The sequence below is a fragment of the Polynucleobacter sp. AP-Reno-20A-A9 genome (genome assembly GCF_018882085.1).
Taxonomy (GTDB): domain Bacteria; phylum Pseudomonadota; class Gammaproteobacteria; order Burkholderiales; family Burkholderiaceae; genus Polynucleobacter.
In genome coordinates this window covers 50,301-69,082 of record NZ_JACVPB010000003.1, presented here as the reverse complement: position 1 = coordinate 69,082, position 18,782 = coordinate 50,301, and the positions used below count along the sequence as shown (strand labels likewise).

Below are 18,782 nucleotides of genomic sequence, written 5' to 3'. Positions count from 1 at the left end.
TTTGAAGGACAAGCTAACCAATATCCTCAAGCGAGCTTCCGAAGAGATTCAGAAGCTAAGGGATAAATTTACTGCTCGCATTGCCGCCAATACCAATGAGATTCATCGCTCATACTGGGCGCTTCCACCAGAGACGCGTGCGCGCCTCCGCTTAGTCATTATTTGTGTTTCTATTTTGATGCTGGGTATTGTGATTGGTTTATTCGTTAACGTGAACCGTCCGGTTAAGCTGGAAAAAACAGCTAAGACTTTATCGATTGAAAACACCGGTGCAATGGAGTTAAAGCTCCCAGGTGTAGATCTCAATCCCAACATATATATTTTCCAAGATGCAGTTAAAACTCAAGTACCTGTTGAATTAAATGTTCCGGGTCGCCTTGCATTTAATGCTGAAAAATCTAAAGTGCTCTCCGCTAGAGCCTCGGGTAGGGTTGAGCGTATCTATGCTTTTGATGGTGCACCAGTTGAAGTCGGCTCTCCAGTAGTGGAGCTCTATAGCCCTGAGTTTCTTTCTGCGCAACAAGAGTATTTATTGTCGTCTAAGACCGCTAAAGTGCTTGAAGCAAACAAGACAATGAGTGATCTGCTGGGCGATGCTCAAATTACTCAGCAAGCTGCAGCTAACCGGATGCGTAATCTAGGGGCGAGTGATGGAGATATTAAGACTTTAGATAAAAGTGGAAAAACCCAATACAACCTGGTGATGCGCTCTCCTTTACAGGGAGTGGTGGTAAAGCGTTCTATCGAGCCAGGATCGATAGTGAATGCTGGCGATGTCTTGGTGACCTTGGCAAACCCTAAAGAGTTATGGTTCTTAGGTAATGTGTACGAGCAGGATATTCGGAAGATTCAAAAAGGGCAGACCATGGTGCTACGTTCCGAGTCCTATCCTGATAAGGAATTTATTGCTAAAGCTAATTACATTGCGCCAGCAATTGATCCAGAGACACATGCTTTGCTCATACGCTGTGATGTTGAAAATACCGATGGTTTCTTACGTCCTGATATGTATGTCAGTGCAAAACTTAAGACAGGCGAGGCAGAGGCTGTTGTCGTTCCGCAGTCAGCGATTGTGCGGGTACGTGAGATGCGTTATGTCATCATCAAAACATCTAAAGACACCTTTCGCCGTTTTTCTGTGAAAGGCTACGATCTTGATGGCAAGCGTTTCGCAGTAACTGAGGGTCTAGAGCCTGGAATGTTGGTCTTAACTGATGGCGCGGTTCTATTGAACGACCGTTTTGCCAAGCAGGAGGAATAATTGAGTTTTGTAACCTCCTTCATTCGGGGAGTTTTAGATAAGCGCGTCATTATTTTATTTGCCGCTGCTGTGCTGTTGGTGCTTGGCACATTTAGCTTAAAACAATTACCGATTCAGCCATACCCAGGAGTGGCGCCGCTGACGATTCAGGCGATTTCCCAATGGCCAGGGAGAAGTACAACTGAAGTCGAGCAACAAGTCACTATTCCAGTTGAGAATGCCTTAGCTGGCATTCCGGGGGTTAAAGCGTTTCGCTCAGTATCCCTGTTTGGCTTGTCCGTTGTTACGTTGAAGTTCAATGACAATGCCGACCCCTTTAAAGTTCGCCAAATCTTCATTACCAATTTAGGCAATGTGGCGTTTCCGCCAGGGGTAAGTTCCAGTGTTAGTCCAGATTCAGATGCGACTGGTGAAATCTTGCGTTACCAGGTGACTTCTGATTACGCGTCACCTACACGTCTTAAGACCTTACAAAACTACGAAATCTATAAAGAACTCAAGCAAACTCCAGGGGTTGCTGATGTTTCTTCCTTTGGTGGCAAAGTTCGCCAATATCAAGTCATTGTTAGCCCAGAAAGCCTTCAGTCCAAAGGGGTGACTGTGCCTCAGGTGATCGATGCACTAACGAAAGCGAATGACAACACGGGTGGTGGCATATTGCCAAGTGGCGAGCAACAGTTTGTCGTGCGCGGTGTGGGCCTACTGAAGAATATTGCTGATATCAAACAAGTAGTTGTTGCAGTCAATAAGGGCGTACCAGTTCGAATTGGCGATATTGCTACTGTTCTTATTGGTAATGCACCCCGCTTGGGCCTGTTTCAGTTCGATAGCAATCCAGACTCTGTTGAAGGGATAGTCTATCTACGTCGCGGTGAAAATGCCTCAGAAGTCTTAGCTCGCGTGCGTGAAAAAATTGACAACGTCAATAATCACATCTTGCCACCCGGTATTCAGGTAAGGCCTTTCTATGACCGACAGGTGTTGCTGGACATCACTGTAGGCACTGTGAAGCACACCATGTTCTTTGGTATCACCATGGTTCTGGTATTGCTCTATGTATTTTTAGGTAACTTCCGCGCTGCCGCAGTCGTTGCCGCTGTGATTCCGTTGGCGCTATGTTTCTCTTTCATCATGATGTATATATTCAATGTGCCAGCGAATTTGATCTCGCTAGGAGCAATTGACTTCGGTGTGATTGTGGATGCGGCTGTGATCATTACGGAAAACGTGATGCGCCATATGGAAGAGGGTGGTAAGCGGGTCAATCAAAGCATTATTTTGGCCACTAGCGAAGTCCAGCGTGCCATGATTTATTCCACCAGCATCATCATTGTGGCTTATTCACCGTTGTTTTTAATGGGCGGTGTTGAAGGTATTATCTTTAAGCCAATGGCCTTCACTATGGGCTTTGCTTTGGTGGCCTCGATTATTCTGAGTTTGACCTTCCTACCCGCATCGATGTCGTATGTCTTTGGGGATAATTTTCATCATGAGCCACCGAAATTTATTACGTGGATGTTGGAGCGTTATCGCCCAATATTACGTAATTGGATGGATCATCCACGTCACGTGATTGCAATTTCTATTTTCATTTTGGGTGTAACTTTATTAAGTGCCACTCGATTGGGAACAGCATTTTTACCAACCCTAGAAGAAAATAATATTTGGTTGCGCGTAACACTTCCCAATACGGTGGATCTTGATTACTCCATTAAAGTCGCCAATCAGTTGCGCGAGACTTTCTTAAAGCAGCCAGAATTAGAAAAGGTTGCCGTTCAGATTGGTCGCCCTGATGATGGTACAGATTCAACAGGGGTATTTAATCAAGAGTATGGCCTGTATTTAAAGTCTCCTGAGGAGATGCCAAAAGGCACAAGCAAGCATATTCTGCTGCAGCATCTGCAGGCTGAGCTTGATAAGATCCCAGGCATTAATTACAGCTTCTCTCAGTACATCCAAGATAACGTGAATGAAGCCTTATCCGGAGTTAAAGGGGAAAATTCTGTCAAGATCTTTGGCTCTGATTTAGAAGTTCTTGCACAAAAAGCGCATGAGGTGGTGACTCAGCTCAAAAAAGTACGCGGTATTGAAGATGAGAATATTCTCAAGGAATTGGGTCAGCCCACTTTGAATATTCAGATCGATCGTGATATGGCCGCACGTTACGGTGTGAATGTCAGTGATATTCAAACGGTTGTTGCAAATTCGATTGGCGGTGCACCAGTTTCAAACTTCCTAGAAGATGAAAAAACCTTTGGCATAGCTGTTCGTTTAAATGAGGCTAGTCGCAACGATATTCCGGATGTCACCAATTTATTGATTGATACTCCTAATGGTCAAAAGGTTCCTTTAGGCATGGTGGCCAATATTCGTTTAAGCGATGGCCCATTCTTTATCTATCGTGAAGCCGGTAAACGCTACATCGCTGTGATCTTTAGTGTGCGCGGTCGAGACTTGGGAAGTGCTGTAGAGGATGCCAAGTATTTAGTTGAAAAGAACGTAGCTTTGCCAACGAATTACACCATTGCTTGGGATGGTCAATTTAACCAAATGAAGGCTGCACAACAAAAGCTCATGGTTATCATTCCATTAACGCTCGTTGCCATTTTCTTATTGCTTGTAACTGCCTTGGGTAATTTCCGCGATGCAGTGATTGTTTTGATTAACGTTCCTTTCGCTGCCATTGGCGGCATCATTGCTTTGCATCTTGGTGGTGAGACCTTGAGTATTTCCGCTTTATTTGGATTTCTATCGCTCTTTGGCATTGCGATTCAAGATGGTGTGATTTTGATCTCGTATATTAATAAAACCGTAGCTGAAGAGCATGGCGCCATGAAAGATGCGATGGTAGATGGTGCTGCATTGCGCGTTCGCCCTGTATTGATGACAGCAATGTTGGCTGGCTTAGGTCTCCTACCTGCAGCTTTGTCACATTCGATCGGTTCCGAGGCGCAACGTCCGTTGGCTCTTGTGATTGTGGGCGGAATGGTAACTACTACGATTTTGACTTTACTAGTATTGCCAGTGATCTACGCAGCAATGAGAGCGCGTGGCAAACGTAAACAGGGACTTGTTTAATCATGTCAAAACAACCGCATATCTTGGTTTCAAATGATGATGGCTATTTGGCTCCTGGCCTGTTGGCTTTAGTGAGTGCGGTGCGTCCCTTGGGCCGTATTACCGTGATTGCTCCTGAGCAGAACCATAGCGGTGCCTCGAATTCACTCACATTATCAAGACCATTGTCGATACATCGAGTAGCGGGTGGCGAACGTGATGGCTTTTTCTTTATTAATGGCACACCAACCGATTGTGTGCACGTTGCCATGACTGGATTTTTGGATGAGAAGCCTGACCTGGTGATCTCTGGCATCAATCAAGGCGAGAACATGGGTGAAGATACGCTTTACTCTGGCACTGTTGCTGCCGCAGTCGAGGGCGTCATGTTTGGTGTACCAGGCATTGCTTTCTCACAAATTGATCGTGGCTGGAATCGGATTGAAGATGCTGCCAAAGCAGCGCATGATGTAGTAGCCCAAATGCTGGTTTCTGCTTTAAGCCAAAATCACGCTGATGGCGTAGCAACGCTACTCAACGTCAATATTCCTAATCGACCTTATGCTGACTTGTATCGCTGGCGTGTAACGCGCCTCGGTAATCGCCATCACTCTCAACCAGTGGTAGTGCAGGATAGTCCACGCGGTGAGAAGATCTACTGGATCGGTGCTGCAGGCGATGTTAAAGAGGGTTCAGAGGGCACGGACTTTCATGCGATTGCTGATGGATGTATTTCGATTACGCCAATGCAATTGGATTTAACGCACCACGCTCGTTTAGCGGCGATGCGTGCGAATGGTTGGGATCGCGGTTGAGGGCTCCGACCGAACGCTTCGCTGCTTATCGGCAGGCCCTAGCAGCGAAAGTCCATGCTGGTGGAGTAAAGCACGGTAAAACTTTGGAGGCGATTGCTACTGTTCCTCGGCACGCTTTTATGGATGCAGGATTGCACGCACAAGCTTATGAAGATACCGCGTTACCAATTGGGCATGAGCAAACCATCTCCAAGCCATCGGTAGTGGCGCGCATGATTGAGTTGCTTCACAAGCCTAAACATAAGCTCGGCAAAGTATTGGAGATTGGCACCGGTTGCGGCTACCAAGCGGCAGTATTGAGTTTATTGGCTGATGAGGTTTACTCCATAGAGCGTATTCGTCCACTACATGACATGGCAAGAGCTAAGTTACGTCCATTTCGAATCAACAATCTACGTTTGATATATGGCGACGGTATTTTAGGTTTGCCTCAGGCTGCCCCATTTGATGGGATTATTTTGGCTGCAGCTGGCTTGGGTATTCCGGATGCCTTGCTAGATCAGCTATCCATTGGAGGGCGCTTAGTAGCCCCAGTCGCCAAAAATGACAAAGAGCAGCAATTGGTAATGGTTGAAAGAATGAGTTCCCAGCGCTATCAAAGAACTGTGCTGGACGGGGTCTTTTTTGTACCCTTACAATCAGGGGTAGTATGAGATTTATGATGAATTCACCAATTCAGAACCTAATTTGATGCCATACACTTTATTGAAGCTTTTCCTCGTTGTGCTCATGTCCTCATCATTGATGTTGGTGGTTGGGTGCTCGACGCCTCGGACTAAGCCTGCCAGCGTGACTGACCGTAGTGGTAGCTCAAGTGAGCCCGCTCCTCCTGGTTACTATCGCGTTAAAAAAGGCGACACCTTAGCGCGTATTGCCTTGGACTATGGTCAGGCGCCACGTGATGTGGTGCAATGGAATAAAGCAGCTAATCCTAGCTTTAATCCCAATGTGATTGAAGTTGGTGATTTGATCATGGTTAAAGCACCTGCGGGATCTAAACCAATAAAAGCAGCTGATAAAAAGCCTTCGGCTGATAAGCTAGATTCAGCAGCTTCCACTCCTGAGCCGGTAAAAACGGAAGTGGTTGCTGAACCAGGCATTCGTTTATCTTGGCCCGCAAAAGGTAAGGTTACCGGTGAGTTCAGTGAAACTAACAAAGGTATCGATATTGCCGGTAAGGTCGGCGAGCCAGTACTCGCTGCATCTGATGGCAAGGTTGTCTACGCCGGTAATAGCTTGCGTGGTTATGGCAATCTCGTGATCGTTAAACATGACAACACTTATCTCACTGCTTATGCCCACAATAGCAAGCTCTTGGTAAAAGAGGGTGATGCCGTTCGTAAGGGGCAGAAGATTGCCGAGATGGGTGATACAGACACTACTGCAGCTAAGCTGCATTTCGAGTTACGCGTTAACGGGAAACCGGTTAATCCAACGCCGTACTTGCAGTAATGTTGTTGGTCTAGGGTAGGGGCCATGGCGACCGTTCTGGTATTCGATATTGAAACTATTCCTGATGTAGCTGGATTGCGTCGTCTGGAAGATTTTCCAGACTCCATGAGTGATGCCGAAGTCGCTAGCAAAGTGATGGCTGATCGTGCAGAAAAGACGGGTAGTGAATTCCTGCCCTTATATCTGCAAAAGATTGTTGCTATCTCTTGCGTGATTCGTAGAACTACTAAAGAAGGCTTGCCACAAATTAAAGTAGGCACCTTAGGTACTCCACAGGATGACGAGAAGGTCTTAATACAAGCCTTCTTTGATCTCATTGAAAAATACACCCCTCAACTCGTTTCTTGGAATGGCAGTGGGTTTGATTTGCCAGTGCTGCACTATCGGGCCTTAGCCAATCATGTACAGGCCCCTCGTTATTGGGAGATGGGCGAGAGCCAGGATTCCGATAGTCGAGAATTTAAGTGGAATAACTACATTAGTCGTTATCACATGCGTCATCTCGATATGATGGATCTGTTGGCTAAATTCAATGGCCGCGCGAATGCCCCTCTAGATGGATTGGCAAAGCTTTGCGGGTTCCCGGGCAAGATGGGCATGGATGGTAGTCAGGTATGGCCTGCGTATCAAGGTGGCAAGATTAATGATATCCGCCGTTACTGTGAGACTGATGTGGTCAATACCTATCTCATGTACTGCCGATTTCAGTTGCTGCGTGGTGGCTTTTCTCACGCCGAATATCAAGAAGAAATTGAGTTCGTTAAAGCGTATTTAGAAAAAGAATCTAAAGAGCCCAACGGCTCTCAGTGGCAAGAATATCTGCAAGGTTTTGCACTAGATGCGTAGGGGGGATAAGCCAGTCAATATTGAAGTGACTGAGCCAATTAAAGTCGAAGCGCTGGATTTAGATGCCCAGGGTATTGCACGCCTAGCTCCCAATGAGGAAGAGTCTTCCCAAGGTCAAAGTGGTAAGGTCATCTTTATTAAAGGCGCATTGCCAACCGAGTTGGTGACTTACACCATCACAAGCGATAAAGCCCGCTTTAGCAAAGCCAAAGTACGCGAGATTCTGAAGCCCGCAGTATTTAGGTCTGAACCTAAGTGCAAAGTCTTCGGTGTGTGTGGTGGTTGCACCATGCAGCATTTGGATATTCGTGCGCAAGTAGCCATGAAGCAGCGTGTTCTTGAAGATGACTTGCAACATATCGCCAAAGTAAAGCCCGAAGAAATTCTCCGCCCAATGGGAGGTCCTACCTGGGAATATCGTCACCGAGCACGCCTAAGCGCTGTAAATCGTTCTATTAAAAAAGGTACGGTGCTGATTGGCTTTCATGAGGGCAAGAGCGGCTATGTAGCCGACATGCTGGCATGCGAGATTTTGCCTAAGCATGTATCCGATCTGTTGCCGGAGATGCGTAAGTTAGTAATGGGCTTATCGATCGTTGACCGTATGCCGCAGATTGAGATTGCGGTTGGTGAACCGGAGGATGCGCAATCGGATGATCCTCAAAAATCAAAGCCGGTCACTGCATTAGTGTTTCGGAATCTAAAGCCATTAACTACGGAAGATGAGCAACTCCTTCGACAGTTTGCTGATCAGCATCAGGTTTGGATATGGCTCCAACCTAAGGGCATTGAGACTGTGGCACCGTTTTACCCTGAGACTGGCAAGCTTTGTTATCGGCTGCCTGAGTTTGAGATCGAGATGCCATTTAAGCCTGCGGATTTCACGCAGGTAAATCATATGATGAATCGTGCTTTAGTCAGTAGGGCGATTCGCTTGCTAGAGGTCCAAGCTACAGATCGTGTGCTTGACTTATTTTGCGGCATTGGCAACTTCACATTACCGCTCGCCAGAAAAGCAAAGCAAGTTTTGGGTATCGAGGGATTAGAGAGTTTGACGACTCGAGCTAAGGCCAATGCAGAACATAACGAACTTGTTGATAAAGTCAGCTTTGTGCAAAGTGACTTATTTAAAGTTACAACAGAAACTATTGCGTCATGGAGTAAGGCGGAGCGCTGGTTAATGGATCCGCCGCGTGAGGGAGCTATGGAGATTTGTAAGGCGCTTGCAGAGTTACATATTGCCCAAAGTGAATTGTTGCCGCAACGTATCGTTTACGTCTCCTGCAATCCTAAAACCTTGGCGAGGGATGTGGAGATCCTGTGTCACCAGGCAGGCTATACATTAAGCAGCGCAGGGATCGTTAATATGTTCCCTCACACCTCCCATGTGGAGTCCATGGCAGTTTTTGATAAAGCCTAGCCTTTTGATATAGTAGCCAGTAATAATTAAAAATAAGTGTTGAGGGGTAGTTGGATGAAAAAAATAGTCATTTTGTTATGGGTTTTTGCTGTGCCTATTGCTTATGGTCAATCGCAAAACTTTGAAGGTTTTGGTTTGTCTGTGGACTATGCATTAAATTCTATTACTGACATATCAACACCCGGCGGATCAGCAACCAGTCGAAGCGGAATTCCCAGTATTACTGCTGACGCATATAAGGCTATTAACGATCAATGGCTAGTGGGCGTCTACGGTACTTATGATTTGGCTACAACAGATACTTCGGGCTCTGATCCTGACGCCAAGAACCCCATCGAAGCAGGCGGAAAAGTAGCTTATGCGTTTACTGAAAATTTATTAGGCTATATCAAGCTTGGATGGTCTTGGTCCAAGTACTCATCACCTGGCTACTATCAATGGTTGAATGGGCCTAGTTATGGGATTGGTGCCGAATACCTGCTCACCAAGCATCTTTTTACTAGAGTAGAGGTGTCACAACAAAACTATAAAACTATTCAATGGAACGATGGTTCAACCGATAAGGTGAATATCAATACCTATGGCGTTTCTTTGGGTTGGCGTTTCTAGTTCTTAAGTTTTCAGAATCCCGATTGCCTAATATTTGCACCAAAAGGGCGCTAATTTAGTGCATTTCGCCTATTGATGGTGCGGTGCTCTGAAACTCATGTCTTATAGAAGAGTAGATTGAACTTGTGCAGTGATCTATTGCTGCCCATCCTTTCTACCTTCGGGAGTGCGCCATGAAAGCCTCAGATAGTTTTGCCATTTTATTAATTTTGATGGCACTGTCTTACGCTGTAAGTATGTTTGTAGCAGCTTAATTATTTAGCTAAAACGAACAGACAGAATAGTAGTAAATAAAAAGGCGCCCGCAGGCGCCTTATGAGAATGTCACACTTCTTCAGCGTGACATCACTTGCTTAGTCTCTGTTTCCACCAACAATGCCCAAGAGGGCAAGTAGATTGGTGAAGACGTTATACACATCTAAATAAATAGCTAAAGTAGCCATGATGTAATTTGTCTCACCACCATTGATGACGCGTTGTACGTCAACCAAGATGAAGGCTGAGAAGATTGCAATAGCCAATACCATCACAGTCAACATCAAGGCTGGCAACTGTAGCCAGACGTTCGCTAATGAAGCAATGATCAGAAGCAGTACGCCAACCATGAGCCATTTGCCCATGCCAGCAAAGTCACTCTTACTTACAGTCGCAATAGTTGCCATCGTAGCGAAGATTGCAGCGGTACCACCAAAAGACAGCATGATGAGGGTTGCACCATTGCTATAGCTGTTCAGGGTGAAGCCGATTAAGCGGGACATCATGATGCCCATGAAGAAGGTGAAACCCAGAAGCAGGAGAACACCCACGCCAGAATCTTTATTCTTTTCAATTGCCCAGAAGAAGCCAAAGGCTACAGCCATGAAGACGATGAAGCCAATAAAAGGGCTGCCAGAAAACAGGTTTAAGCCCATAGCAACTCCAAGCCATGCGCCAATCACAGTGGGAACCATGGAGAGCGACAAGAGGGCGTAAGTATTGCGTAGTACGCGATTGCGTACTTGGACAGTGCTAATTGAGCCGGTTTGGCCAAAGCCGTAAGAGTTCAGATCACTCATATTGACTCCTTCTTTTTCATAGTGAATACAAGAGCCCATGAAGGGCTATTGAGGTTAAGTATAGACAAAACGCCTTAATTTCAAGCCCCCACAGAAAAGACCTACAAATTAAAGGCTTATGCCTTGTAAATTCAAGGGCTTAGCCCTACAGACATAGGGGTAAATACGGTCAGGCAATGTATAATTCGGGGGTCGCTGGAGTGGGGTGACTTATTGTCCTCACCTAGCAAATACCTTTGAAATCACTATTGGAGTCTTGAATGGCAATTGAACGCACCCTATCTATTATCAAACCTGATGCTGTCGCTAAAAACGTCATCGGCAAAATCTACGACCGTTTCGAATCAGCTGGTTTGAAGATCATTGCTTCCAGAATGGCGCATTTGTCACAAAATGAAGCTGAGCAGTTCTACGGTGTTCATAAAGACCGTCCTTTCTTCAAAGACTTGGTGAGCTTCATGATTTCTGGTCCAGTAATGATTCAAGTATTGCAAGGCGAAGGTGCTATTGCTAAGAATCGTGACTTGATGGGCGCAACTGATCCAAAGAAAGCAGAAAAAGGCACTATTCGTGCTGACTTTGCTGACAGCATCGATGCTAATGCTGTTCACGGCTCTGATGCTCCTGAAACAGCTGCTGTGGAAGTTGCATTCTTCTTCCCTGGCATGAATGTTTTCAATCGTTAATCAACGATTGCTAACGAACAACCTATTTAATTTATAAGTAGGCGCAGTGACTTCCCCGCGCGTAAATCTCTTAGATTTTGACGCTGACCAAATGGCAGCGTATGTCGCGGGGTTGAATGAAAAGCCTTTTAGGGCGAAGCAACTCATGCAGTGGATACACCAACGTGGTGTAGCTGATATTAATGACATGAGCGATTTAGCAAAAAGCTTTAGAGCAACTTTGCTAGATAAAGCAGAAGTACTTTCACTCCCCGTTATTAAAGATGAACACGCCAATGACGGCACACGCAAGTGGCTATTGGATGTGGGCGCTGGTAATGCGGTTGAGTCTGTGTTTATTCCTGAGGATGATCGAGGCACCTTGTGTATCTCTTCTCAGGCAGGCTGTGCAGTTAATTGCCGTTTTTGCTCAACTGGGCATCAAGGTTTCTCACGCAATCTGACTTCCGGCGAAATCATTGGTCAACTCTGGTTTGCTGAACATCTTTTGCGCAATGACCCACAAGCAGTTCGTCGCATTGAAAAGTTTCCAACGCCAGGCTGGGAGCACACTGGTCGTGTGATTTCTAATGTGGTGATGATGGGCATGGGTGAGCCCTTGCTCAACTATGACAACGTTGTGTCTGCATTGCGCTTGATGCTGGATGACAGAGCGTATGGTTTGTCACGACGTCGCGTAACTGTTTCGACATCAGGTGTAGTGCCGATGATTGATCGTCTCGCACAAGATTGCCCAGTCGCATTAGCAGTTTCTTTGCACGCACCGAATGACGCATTACGTGATCAATTAGTGCCACTCAATCAAAAATATCCTTTGCGTGAATTGCTTGATGCTTGTGAGCGTTACTTGCCATTTGCACCAAGAGATTTCTTGACCTTTGAATATTGCATGCTCGATGGCGTGAATGACTCCGACGTCCAAGCAAAAGAATTGGTACGCTTACTCAGAAACATTAAGTGCAAAATAAATCTCATCCCATTTAATCCTTTCCCAGAATCAGGCCTTAAGCGTTCGTCAGCTCAGAGAGTTAATGCTTTTGCTGGCATCTTGTTAGATGCAGGCATGGTGGCTACTGTGCGTAAAACGCGTGGTGATGACATTGCTGCCGCCTGTGGTCAGCTGGTAGGAGATGTTGTGGATCGCACCCGTGTACGTGAGCGAGCTGTTCACAATACCGAGATCGAACTCGCTGAGGTTGAGCCTGATGAAGATTCCAATCTGGGGCCTAATGAGCATCCCATTGAGTGGCTCAAAAAATTAAAGTAAAGATTAGTTCTAATGAGCTCTAATAATTCATTACCAAAGCTACCGCTAGGACCATCACCTAAGCGTGCAACGCGTCAAGCGACAGTTGCCTGGAAAACCAACATCATTACCGTTGGTGGTGATGCACCAGTACGCGTGCAGTCAATGACCAATACCGATACTGCAGACGCAGTGGGTACTGCTATTCAGGTAAAAGAATTGGCTCGCGCAGGTTCTGAGATGGTGCGCATCACTGTCAACACTCCAGAGGCTGCTGCTGCAGTTCCCTATATTCGTGAGCAGTTAGACAAGATGGATGTCTTGGTGCCATTGATTGGCGACTTCCATTACAACGGCCATACTTTATTGAATGATTTTCCGGAGTGCGCTAAGGCCCTTTCCAAGTACCGTATTAATCCAGGTAATGTGGGCAAGGGAGCCAAGCGCGATCCACAGTTTGCGCAGATGATTGAAGCAGCATGTAAGTACGACAAGCCGATTCGTATTGGTGTGAATTGGGGCAGCTTAGATCAAGATCTACTGGCTTCGATCATGGATAGCAATGCGGCTTTAGCGGTTCCAAAAACTGCGCAAGAAGTGATGATTGAGGCCTTAATTCAGTCAGCCTTACAGTCAGCAGAAAAAGCGGTTGAGTTTGGCATGAACCCTGACCAAATTTTGCTTTCCTGCAAAGTCAGTAATGTGCAAGATTTGGTTGCTGTATATCGCGATCTCTCTCGTCGCTCTGACTATCCGCTGCACTTAGGTTTAACTGAAGCGGGTATGGGCAGTAAAGGTATCGTGTCTTCAACAGCAGCAATGGGTATTTTGTTGCAAGAAGGTATTGGCGATACGATTCGTGTTTCATTAACGCCTGATCCAGGCGCACCTCGTGAAAATGAAGTCATCGTCGCCCAAGAGATATTACAAACCATGGGCTTGCGTAATTTCACGCCAATGGTGATTGCATGTCCAGGTTGCGGTAGAACTACTAGTACTACCTTCCAAGAGTTGGCAGCGAATATCCAGTCTTATTTGCGCCAACAGATGCCTATTTGGAAGAAAACCCATCCAGGCGTTGAGAATATGAATGTTGCTGTGATGGGATGCATCGTCAATGGCCCGGGCGAAAGCAAACATGCCAATATCGGTATTTCATTGCCAGGAACAGGTGAGACCCCTGCGGCACCTGTATTTGTCGATGGAGTTAAAGTCAAAACGTTGCGCGGTGAGAAAATTGCCGAAGAGTTTCAGGTAATTGTTGATGAATACGTGAAGCAAAATTACGCAGCCAAGATTTAAATGGGTTTAAGAAAAGCAAAAGTACAACAATAATAAAAATGACTGATCAGAACAAAGAATTAAAAGTACAAGCAACACAAGCCAAGGTTCAGAAGATTAATGGCGTGCGCGGCATGAATGATTTGCTGCCAGCGGATGCTGCGCAGTGGGCTCATCTTGAGCATGTGTTGCGTGATTTGACTCGTGCTTATGGCTATGAGTTTTTGAGAACACCAATCGTTGAAGCGACTGCAGTATTTCAGCGCGGTATTGGTGAGGTTACCGATATTGTTGAAAAAGAAATGTACTCCTTCGAGGATCGTTTGAATGGTGAGCAACTTACCTTGCGTCCTGAAGGTACTGCGGCTTTAGTGCGCTCTGTCATTGAAAACAATTTGTTATATGAGGGGCCTAAGCGCCTTTGGTACACCGGCCCCATGTTCCGCCATGAGCGCCCGCAGCGTGGCCGCTATCGCCAGTTCCACCAGTTTGGTATTGAGGCTTTGGGCTTTGCTGGGCCAGATATCGATGCCGAAATCATCCTCATGGGGCAGCGTTTATGGGATGAGTTGGGCTTGAAGGGTGTTCGTTTGGAAATCAATTCTCTGGGCCAGGCTCCTGAGCGCGCCGAACACCGTGCTGCGTTGGTAACCTACTTTGAGAAAAATCAAGCGCAGCTCGACGAAGATTCACAGCGTCGTCTCATTACCAATCCTTTGCGTATTTTGGATTCTAAAAATCCAGAGATGCAAGCATTGATTGAGGGCGCGCCAAAATTATTGGATTTCTTGGGCGAGGAGTCACTCAAACATTTCAATGCAGTACAGGCGTTAATCAAGGCAAATAACATCCCCTGCAAAATTAATCCACGTTTAGTGCGTGGTCTTGATTACTACAACCTCACTGTATTTGAGTGGGTAACTGATGAATTAGGTGCTCAAGGCACCATCGCTGGCGGTGGTCGTTATGACCCATTGATTGAGCGTATGGGTGGCAAAGCGGCACCAGCTTGTGGTTGGGCCATGGGTATGGAGCGGGTTCTTGAGCTCATGAAGGTTTCTGGATCATTACCGGAACCGCAGGCTCAATGCGATATTTTTGTATTGCATCAAGGTGGCGAGACTTTGACCGCCGCCATGATCATTGCTGAACGCTTACGTAGCGCTGGAATCGATACTATTCTTTTCTGTCCTCCTGACGGCCAATCAGCCAGCTTTAAGTCCCAAATGAAGAAGGCGGATGGCAGTGGGGCTGCCTTTGCGGTCATTATTGGGCCTGATGAATTAGCCAAGAATGAGGCGCAACTCAAGGACTTGCGTGGCACCGGGGAGCAGAAGTCTGTGCCTCTGGATGATGTCCTGGGGGCGGCAATTGATGCCTTGGTAGGCGCCTCCGAATAGAATTAAGCTAATACACACCAATTACCTATTAAAAGAGTTTGGATTGACATGCCTTTAGATCTAGAAGAACAAGAACAATTAGACCAATTCAAAGCGTTTTGGCAAAAGTATCGCAACCTGATTACCGGGGTGGTTACTGTTGCATTGTTTGCTTACGCCGCATACAGTGGATACCAGTGGTGGCGCAATAGTCAGGCCCTGGAAGCCTCTAAGCTTTACGAAACAATGGTAGGCGCGATTGCTAAAGGCGATAAAGATCTGACTCTGCGCGCAACAGACGATTTACAAAAAGATTTTGGCCGCACCCCTTATGCAGCAATGTCTAGTTTGATCGCTGCACGGATCGCATCGGATGCAGGTGATAGCGCGAAGGCTTTGGATTATTTGCGCTGGGCGGCAAAGAATGCATCAAATGATGGTTACCTTGCATTGGCGAAGTTACGTTTAGTAACTCAATTGATTGAGCAGGGTGGTGAAAAAGATTTTGCTGAAGCGGATCAGATTTTGAATGAGAAACCCATTGCTGGCTTTGAGTCTTTATGGCTTGAGCGTCGTGGCGATTGGTATTTAGCGCAAAAGAAAAATGAGCAGGCTAAAGCAAGCTATCAAGAGGCCTGGAAAAAATTAGACCAAGCAAAAGAATTTCCTGAAGAGGCACGCCGTCTGTTAAAAGTTAAATTAGATGCTGTTGGAGGAGTTGCTCAGTGATGATTAAAGAAATGCGTTTACCGATGCGCATAGGTAGCGCCCTCGTATTGGGTGCCGCGGTCATTGCTTTGGCAGCATGCTCTGGTAGCTCTAGAGTCAGAAAGCCTGCCGATTTAGTCACTATAACCAATCAGTTTGATCTGCAACCCGTATGGTCAACCAGTATTGGTTCTTCTGAATCCTTTAACTTTCATCCTATTGTTGCTGGCGATGCGGTGTACGCGGCCTCTCATGGCGGGAACTTGGCCAAGATTGATTTAGCAACAGGCAATAAAGTCTGGTCCGTATCCGTTCCTGAGCGTTTGGCTATTGGTCCTGGTTCTGATGGGCGTACTACTGTTGCAGTAAGTACGAAGGGTATGGTCTATGCCTATGACGATACTGGCAAGTCGATTTGGAATGTGAGTGTGGGCAGTGAAGTATTGAGTGAGCCAGTAGTGGCCGGTGGTGTTGTGATTGTGCGTGCGCTCGATAATCGCTTTATTGGATTGGATGCGCTTACTGGTGCAAAAAAATGGACTTATCAGCGCCAGCAATCTGCTTTGTCATTGCGCGTCGGATATGGCATGCTGGCTATCGGCAATGAAGTCATCGTCACCGGTTTCACCGGCGGCCGCTTTGGCATGATTGCCATTGCTAATGGTGGCTTAGTTTGGGAGACCCCCATTTCCTTTCCGAAAGGCTTCTCAGAGATCGAGCGCTTGAATGATGTCACTGCCAAACCGAGTATGGAAGGCGATATTCTCTGCGCAGTTTCTTACCAAGGGCGCATTGGTTGTGGACAAGCTCGTACCGGTAATCTCTTGTGGTTCAAGGACTACTCAAGCTATACGGGTACCTCACAAAGTACTGACATGGTTTTCTCGGCGAACGATAAGTCTTATGTCACCGCCTTTGCCACCAAAGATGGCACCCAAGTTTGGGAAAGCACGCAGCTGACATTCCGTGATGTAGGTGAGTCACTTGCTGTGGGCAGGGTGCTGCTCATGGGAGACGCTCAAGGTTATATCCATGCATTTTCACAGGCGAATGGCGAGATGGTTGCGCGTATTCGTCACGACAGTAGTCCAATCTCGGCTGCCCCCATTGCGGTAGGTGGCCTCATCTTGGTTCAGTCTCAAGGTGGAAAAATAGCGGCGTACAGTCCAAAATGAATCCAGTCATCACTATCGTCGGCCGTCCTAATGTGGGAAAGTCGACCCTTTTTAATCGCTTAACGCGTTCACGTGATGCTTTGGTGGCCGACTTTTCTGGCCTTACTAGAGATCGACACTATGGCAAAGGCCGCATCGGCGAGCGGGCCTTCATTTGCGTAGATACTGGTGGCTTTGAGCCAGTAGCAAAGACCGGCATCGTTGCTGAGATGGCAAAGCAGACTAAGCAAGCCGTTGCTGAATCTGACATTGTGATTTTCTTGGTTGACGGTCGTCTCGGCATGGCGCCACAAGATCGTGTCATCGCCGACTTCTTGCGTAAGACTGGTCGTCCAGTCATTCTCGCGGTTAATAAAACGGAAGGCATGCAGGCTGGCGTTGTCACAGCTGATTTTCATGAGCTTGGTTTAGGCGAGCCGTTCCCAATTTCTTCAGCGCATGGCGATGGTGTGCGCGGCTTGATCGACGACGCATTAGATTCTCTGGGCATTGCAGAGCCGGATGAAGATGAATTGGCTAACGATCCAAATCGCCCAATGAAAATTGCAGTAGTGGGTCGTCCTAACGTTGGCAAGTCAACATTGATTAATAAGTTAATTGGTGAAGAGCGTGTTATTGCCTTTGATATGCCGGGCACTACTCGTGATGCAATCGAAGTTCCCTTCGAGCGTAATGGTAAGCCTTATATCTTGGTTGACACTGCAGGCTTGCGTCGCCGTGGAAAGGTATTTGAAGCGATTGAAAAGTTTTCTGTTGTTAAAACATTGCAAGCGATTGCTGACTGTAACGTAGTGATTTTGATGTTAGATGCTCAGCAAGATATTTCTGAGCAAGATGCGCATATCGCAGGATTTATTGTTGAAGCAGGCCGCGCTTTAGTGGTTGCAGTGAACAAGTGGGATGGTTTGGACGCTTATGTAAAAGAGCGTGCCCGATTAGAAATCGCACAAAAGCTCCGCTTCTTAGATTTTGCAAATGTGCACCCAATCTCCGCTAAAAAGGGCACGGGCCTTAAGGAGCTCTTTAAAGATGTGGATTCTGCATACGCAGCAGCAATGGCTAAGCTGCCAACCCCACGCTTAACTCGTATTCTGCAAGAGGCAATCGAACATCAGCAACCTAAACGTGTTGGTATGGGTCGTCCTAAATTGCGTTATGCCCACCAAGGGGGCATGAACCCCCCAATTGTGGTCATTCATGGCACATCATTGAGTGGCGTGACCGATAGCTACAAGCGATACTTAGAGGGTCGATTTAGGGATGTCTTTAAATTACGCGGTACGCCTTTACGGATACAGATGAATACTGCCAAAAATCCCTATGTAGATGCGGATAAGGGTAAAAAAGGTAAAAAGCGTTAATTTTGCGCTTGGTTTTTCCACCATTTGAAATGGGCTTGATTTTTTCGAAAATCAGCCCAATATAGAGGTTTTATTGAGTAGTTTGTAATCAATAATTTGTAGTGAATTGGTATTTAATAAAAAAAGCAAGACTCCCAAAAAAGTATTAACAAAAGATAAATAAGGGGCAGTATGAATAACAAACAAATTCAATTACTTCAGGATCCTTTCCTCAATGCTTTGCGCAAAGAGCATGTTCCTGTTTCGATCTATCTTGTAAACGGTATTAAGTTGCAGGGCAATATTGAATCCTTTGATCAATATGTTGTGCTCTTGCGTAATACAGTGACGCAGATGGTTTACAAACATGCAATCTCCACGATCGTTCCTGCTCGTGCGATTGATTTTCGTTTAGAAGAAGCTAGCCCTGTATAAAACTGGAGTAGATGCGG

Annotated in this window: 16 protein-coding genes and 1 pseudogene; 16 read left to right on the top strand and 1 reads right to left on the bottom strand. The window is 46.3% G+C overall.

What is annotated here, in order from left to right; translation table 11 throughout:
• Position 1 precedes the first annotated feature (1 nt).
• From ICN39_RS03590 to ICN39_RS03555, 8 genes and pseudogenes are all read left to right on the top strand, one after another.
• Entirely contained in the window at positions 2-1,261 is a 1,260-nt protein-coding gene (locus tag ICN39_RS03590) for an efflux RND transporter periplasmic adaptor subunit (protein ID WP_216232730.1), read from the top strand.
• Positions 1,262-4,339: an efflux RND transporter permease subunit gene (locus ICN39_RS03585; RefSeq protein WP_216232729.1), complete on the top strand. Its 3,078-nt coding sequence runs from the start codon at positions 1,262-1,264 to the stop codon at positions 4,337-4,339. It abuts the gene before it with no gap.
• A 2-nt stretch (positions 4,340-4,341) separates the two neighbouring features.
• Positions 4,342-5,133: a 5'/3'-nucleotidase SurE gene (gene surE, locus ICN39_RS03580; protein WP_216232728.1), complete on the top strand. Its 792-nt coding sequence runs from the start codon at positions 4,342-4,344 to the stop codon at positions 5,131-5,133.
• A 29-nt stretch (positions 5,134-5,162) separates the two neighbouring features.
• Positions 5,163-5,786: pseudogene (locus ICN39_RS03575) on the top strand (protein-L-isoaspartate(D-aspartate) O-methyltransferase); the annotation flags it as partial.
• A 76-nt stretch (positions 5,787-5,862) separates the two neighbouring features.
• Positions 5,863-6,585 (top strand): peptidoglycan DD-metalloendopeptidase family protein, encoded by a 723-nt coding sequence (locus tag ICN39_RS03570; protein ID WP_255532274.1) that lies wholly within the window; start codon positions 5,863-5,865, stop codon positions 6,583-6,585.
• 24 nt (positions 6,586-6,609) lie between these two features.
• Positions 6,610-7,431 carry a 3'-5' exonuclease gene (locus ICN39_RS03565; protein WP_216232725.1) on the top strand — a complete coding sequence of 274 codons (822 nt, stop codon included), beginning with the start codon at positions 6,610-6,612 and terminating at the stop codon, positions 7,429-7,431.
• Positions 7,424-8,851, top strand: a complete 1,428-nt coding sequence (rlmD, locus tag ICN39_RS03560) for a 23S rRNA (uracil(1939)-C(5))-methyltransferase RlmD (RefSeq protein ID WP_216232724.1) — start codon at positions 7,424-7,426, stop codon at positions 8,849-8,851. Before ICN39_RS03565 ends, rlmD begins: the two co-directional genes overlap by 8 nt.
• Positions 8,852-8,905: 54 nt before the next feature.
• Positions 8,906-9,460, top strand: a complete 555-nt coding sequence (locus ICN39_RS03555; RefSeq protein ID WP_216232723.1) for an outer membrane protein — start codon at positions 8,906-8,908, stop codon at positions 9,458-9,460.
• A gap of 353 nt (positions 9,461-9,813) precedes the next feature.
• On the opposite strand, the gene ICN39_RS03550 is transcribed toward ICN39_RS03555, so the two are convergent.
• Positions 9,814-10,515: a Bax inhibitor-1 family protein gene (locus ICN39_RS03550; RefSeq protein WP_216232722.1), complete on the bottom strand. Its 702-nt coding sequence runs from the start codon at positions 10,513-10,515 to the stop codon at positions 9,814-9,816.
• A 260-nt stretch (positions 10,516-10,775) separates the two neighbouring features.
• Here ICN39_RS03550 and ndk point away from each other — a divergent pair, with 260 nt between their 5' ends.
• The 8 genes from ndk to hfq all read left to right on the top strand — a co-directional run bounded on the left by ndk (position 10,776) and on the right by hfq (position 18,765).
• Positions 10,776-11,201: a nucleoside-diphosphate kinase gene (gene ndk / locus ICN39_RS03545; RefSeq protein ID WP_071465494.1), complete on the top strand. Its 426-nt coding sequence runs from the start codon at positions 10,776-10,778 to the stop codon at positions 11,199-11,201.
• Between the two features lie 91 nt (positions 11,202-11,292).
• Positions 11,293-12,468: a 23S rRNA (adenine(2503)-C(2))-methyltransferase RlmN gene (gene rlmN / locus ICN39_RS03540; RefSeq protein WP_216860959.1), complete on the top strand. Its 1,176-nt coding sequence runs from the start codon at positions 11,293-11,295 to the stop codon at positions 12,466-12,468.
• Between the two features lie 12 nt (positions 12,469-12,480).
• On the top strand, positions 12,481-13,749 hold the full coding sequence (gene ispG / locus ICN39_RS03535; RefSeq protein ID WP_216232720.1) for a flavodoxin-dependent (E)-4-hydroxy-3-methylbut-2-enyl-diphosphate synthase: 1,269 nt from the start codon (positions 12,481-12,483) through the stop codon (positions 13,747-13,749).
• 32 nt (positions 13,750-13,781) lie between these two features.
• Positions 13,782-15,128 (top strand): histidine--tRNA ligase, encoded by a 1,347-nt coding sequence (hisS, locus tag ICN39_RS03530; protein WP_370623686.1) that lies wholly within the window; start codon positions 13,782-13,784, stop codon positions 15,126-15,128.
• 48 nt (positions 15,129-15,176) lie between these two features.
• Positions 15,177-15,836, top strand: coding sequence for a tetratricopeptide repeat protein (locus ICN39_RS03525; RefSeq protein ID WP_216232718.1), 660 nt, complete (start codon positions 15,177-15,179; stop codon positions 15,834-15,836).
• Entirely contained in the window at positions 15,836-16,990 is a 1,155-nt protein-coding gene (gene bamB, locus ICN39_RS03520) for an outer membrane protein assembly factor BamB (protein ID WP_216232916.1), read from the top strand. Before ICN39_RS03525 ends, bamB begins: the two co-directional genes overlap by 1 nt.
• A complete protein-coding gene (der, locus tag ICN39_RS03515) occupies positions 16,987-18,351 on the top strand; it encodes a ribosome biogenesis GTPase Der (RefSeq protein ID WP_216232717.1) in 1,365 nt (454 codons plus the stop codon). The genes bamB and der overlap by 4 nt, the downstream gene beginning before the upstream one ends.
• 171 nt (positions 18,352-18,522) lie before the next feature.
• A complete protein-coding gene (hfq, locus tag ICN39_RS03510; protein WP_068321135.1) occupies positions 18,523-18,765 on the top strand; it encodes an RNA chaperone Hfq in 243 nt (80 codons plus the stop codon).
• The last annotated feature ends 17 nt before the right edge of the window (positions 18,766-18,782 follow it).

Bases quoted from the DNA above. Each gene is read 5' to 3' on its own strand.
- surE (WP_216232728.1), top strand. From the start codon at position 4,342: ATGTCAAAACAACCGCATATCTTGGTTTCAAATGATGATGGCTATTTG.
- ICN39_RS03570 (WP_255532274.1), top strand. From the start codon at position 5,863: ATGTCCTCATCATTGATGTTGGTGGTTGGGTGCTCGACGCCTCGGACT.
- ICN39_RS03565 (WP_216232725.1), top strand. From the start codon at position 6,610: ATGGCGACCGTTCTGGTATTCGATATTGAAACTATTCCTGATGTAGCT.
- rlmD (WP_216232724.1), top strand. From the start codon at position 7,424: ATGCGTAGGGGGGATAAGCCAGTCAATATTGAAGTGACTGAGCCAATT.
- ICN39_RS03555 (WP_216232723.1), top strand. From the start codon at position 8,906: ATGAAAAAAATAGTCATTTTGTTATGGGTTTTTGCTGTGCCTATTGCT.
- ICN39_RS03550 (WP_216232722.1), bottom strand. From the start codon at position 10,515: ATGAGTGATCTGAACTCTTACGGCTTTGGCCAAACCGGCTCAATTAGC.
- ndk (WP_071465494.1), top strand. From the start codon at position 10,776: ATGGCAATTGAACGCACCCTATCTATTATCAAACCTGATGCTGTCGCT.
- rlmN (WP_216860959.1), top strand. From the start codon at position 11,293: ATGGCAGCGTATGTCGCGGGGTTGAATGAAAAGCCTTTTAGGGCGAAG.
- ispG (WP_216232720.1), top strand. From the start codon at position 12,481: ATGAGCTCTAATAATTCATTACCAAAGCTACCGCTAGGACCATCACCT.
- ICN39_RS03525 (WP_216232718.1), top strand. From the start codon at position 15,177: ATGCCTTTAGATCTAGAAGAACAAGAACAATTAGACCAATTCAAAGCG.
- bamB (WP_216232916.1), top strand. From the start codon at position 15,836: ATGATTAAAGAAATGCGTTTACCGATGCGCATAGGTAGCGCCCTCGTA.
- der (WP_216232717.1), top strand. From the start codon at position 16,987: ATGAATCCAGTCATCACTATCGTCGGCCGTCCTAATGTGGGAAAGTCG.
- hfq (WP_068321135.1), top strand. From the start codon at position 18,523: ATGAATAACAAACAAATTCAATTACTTCAGGATCCTTTCCTCAATGCT.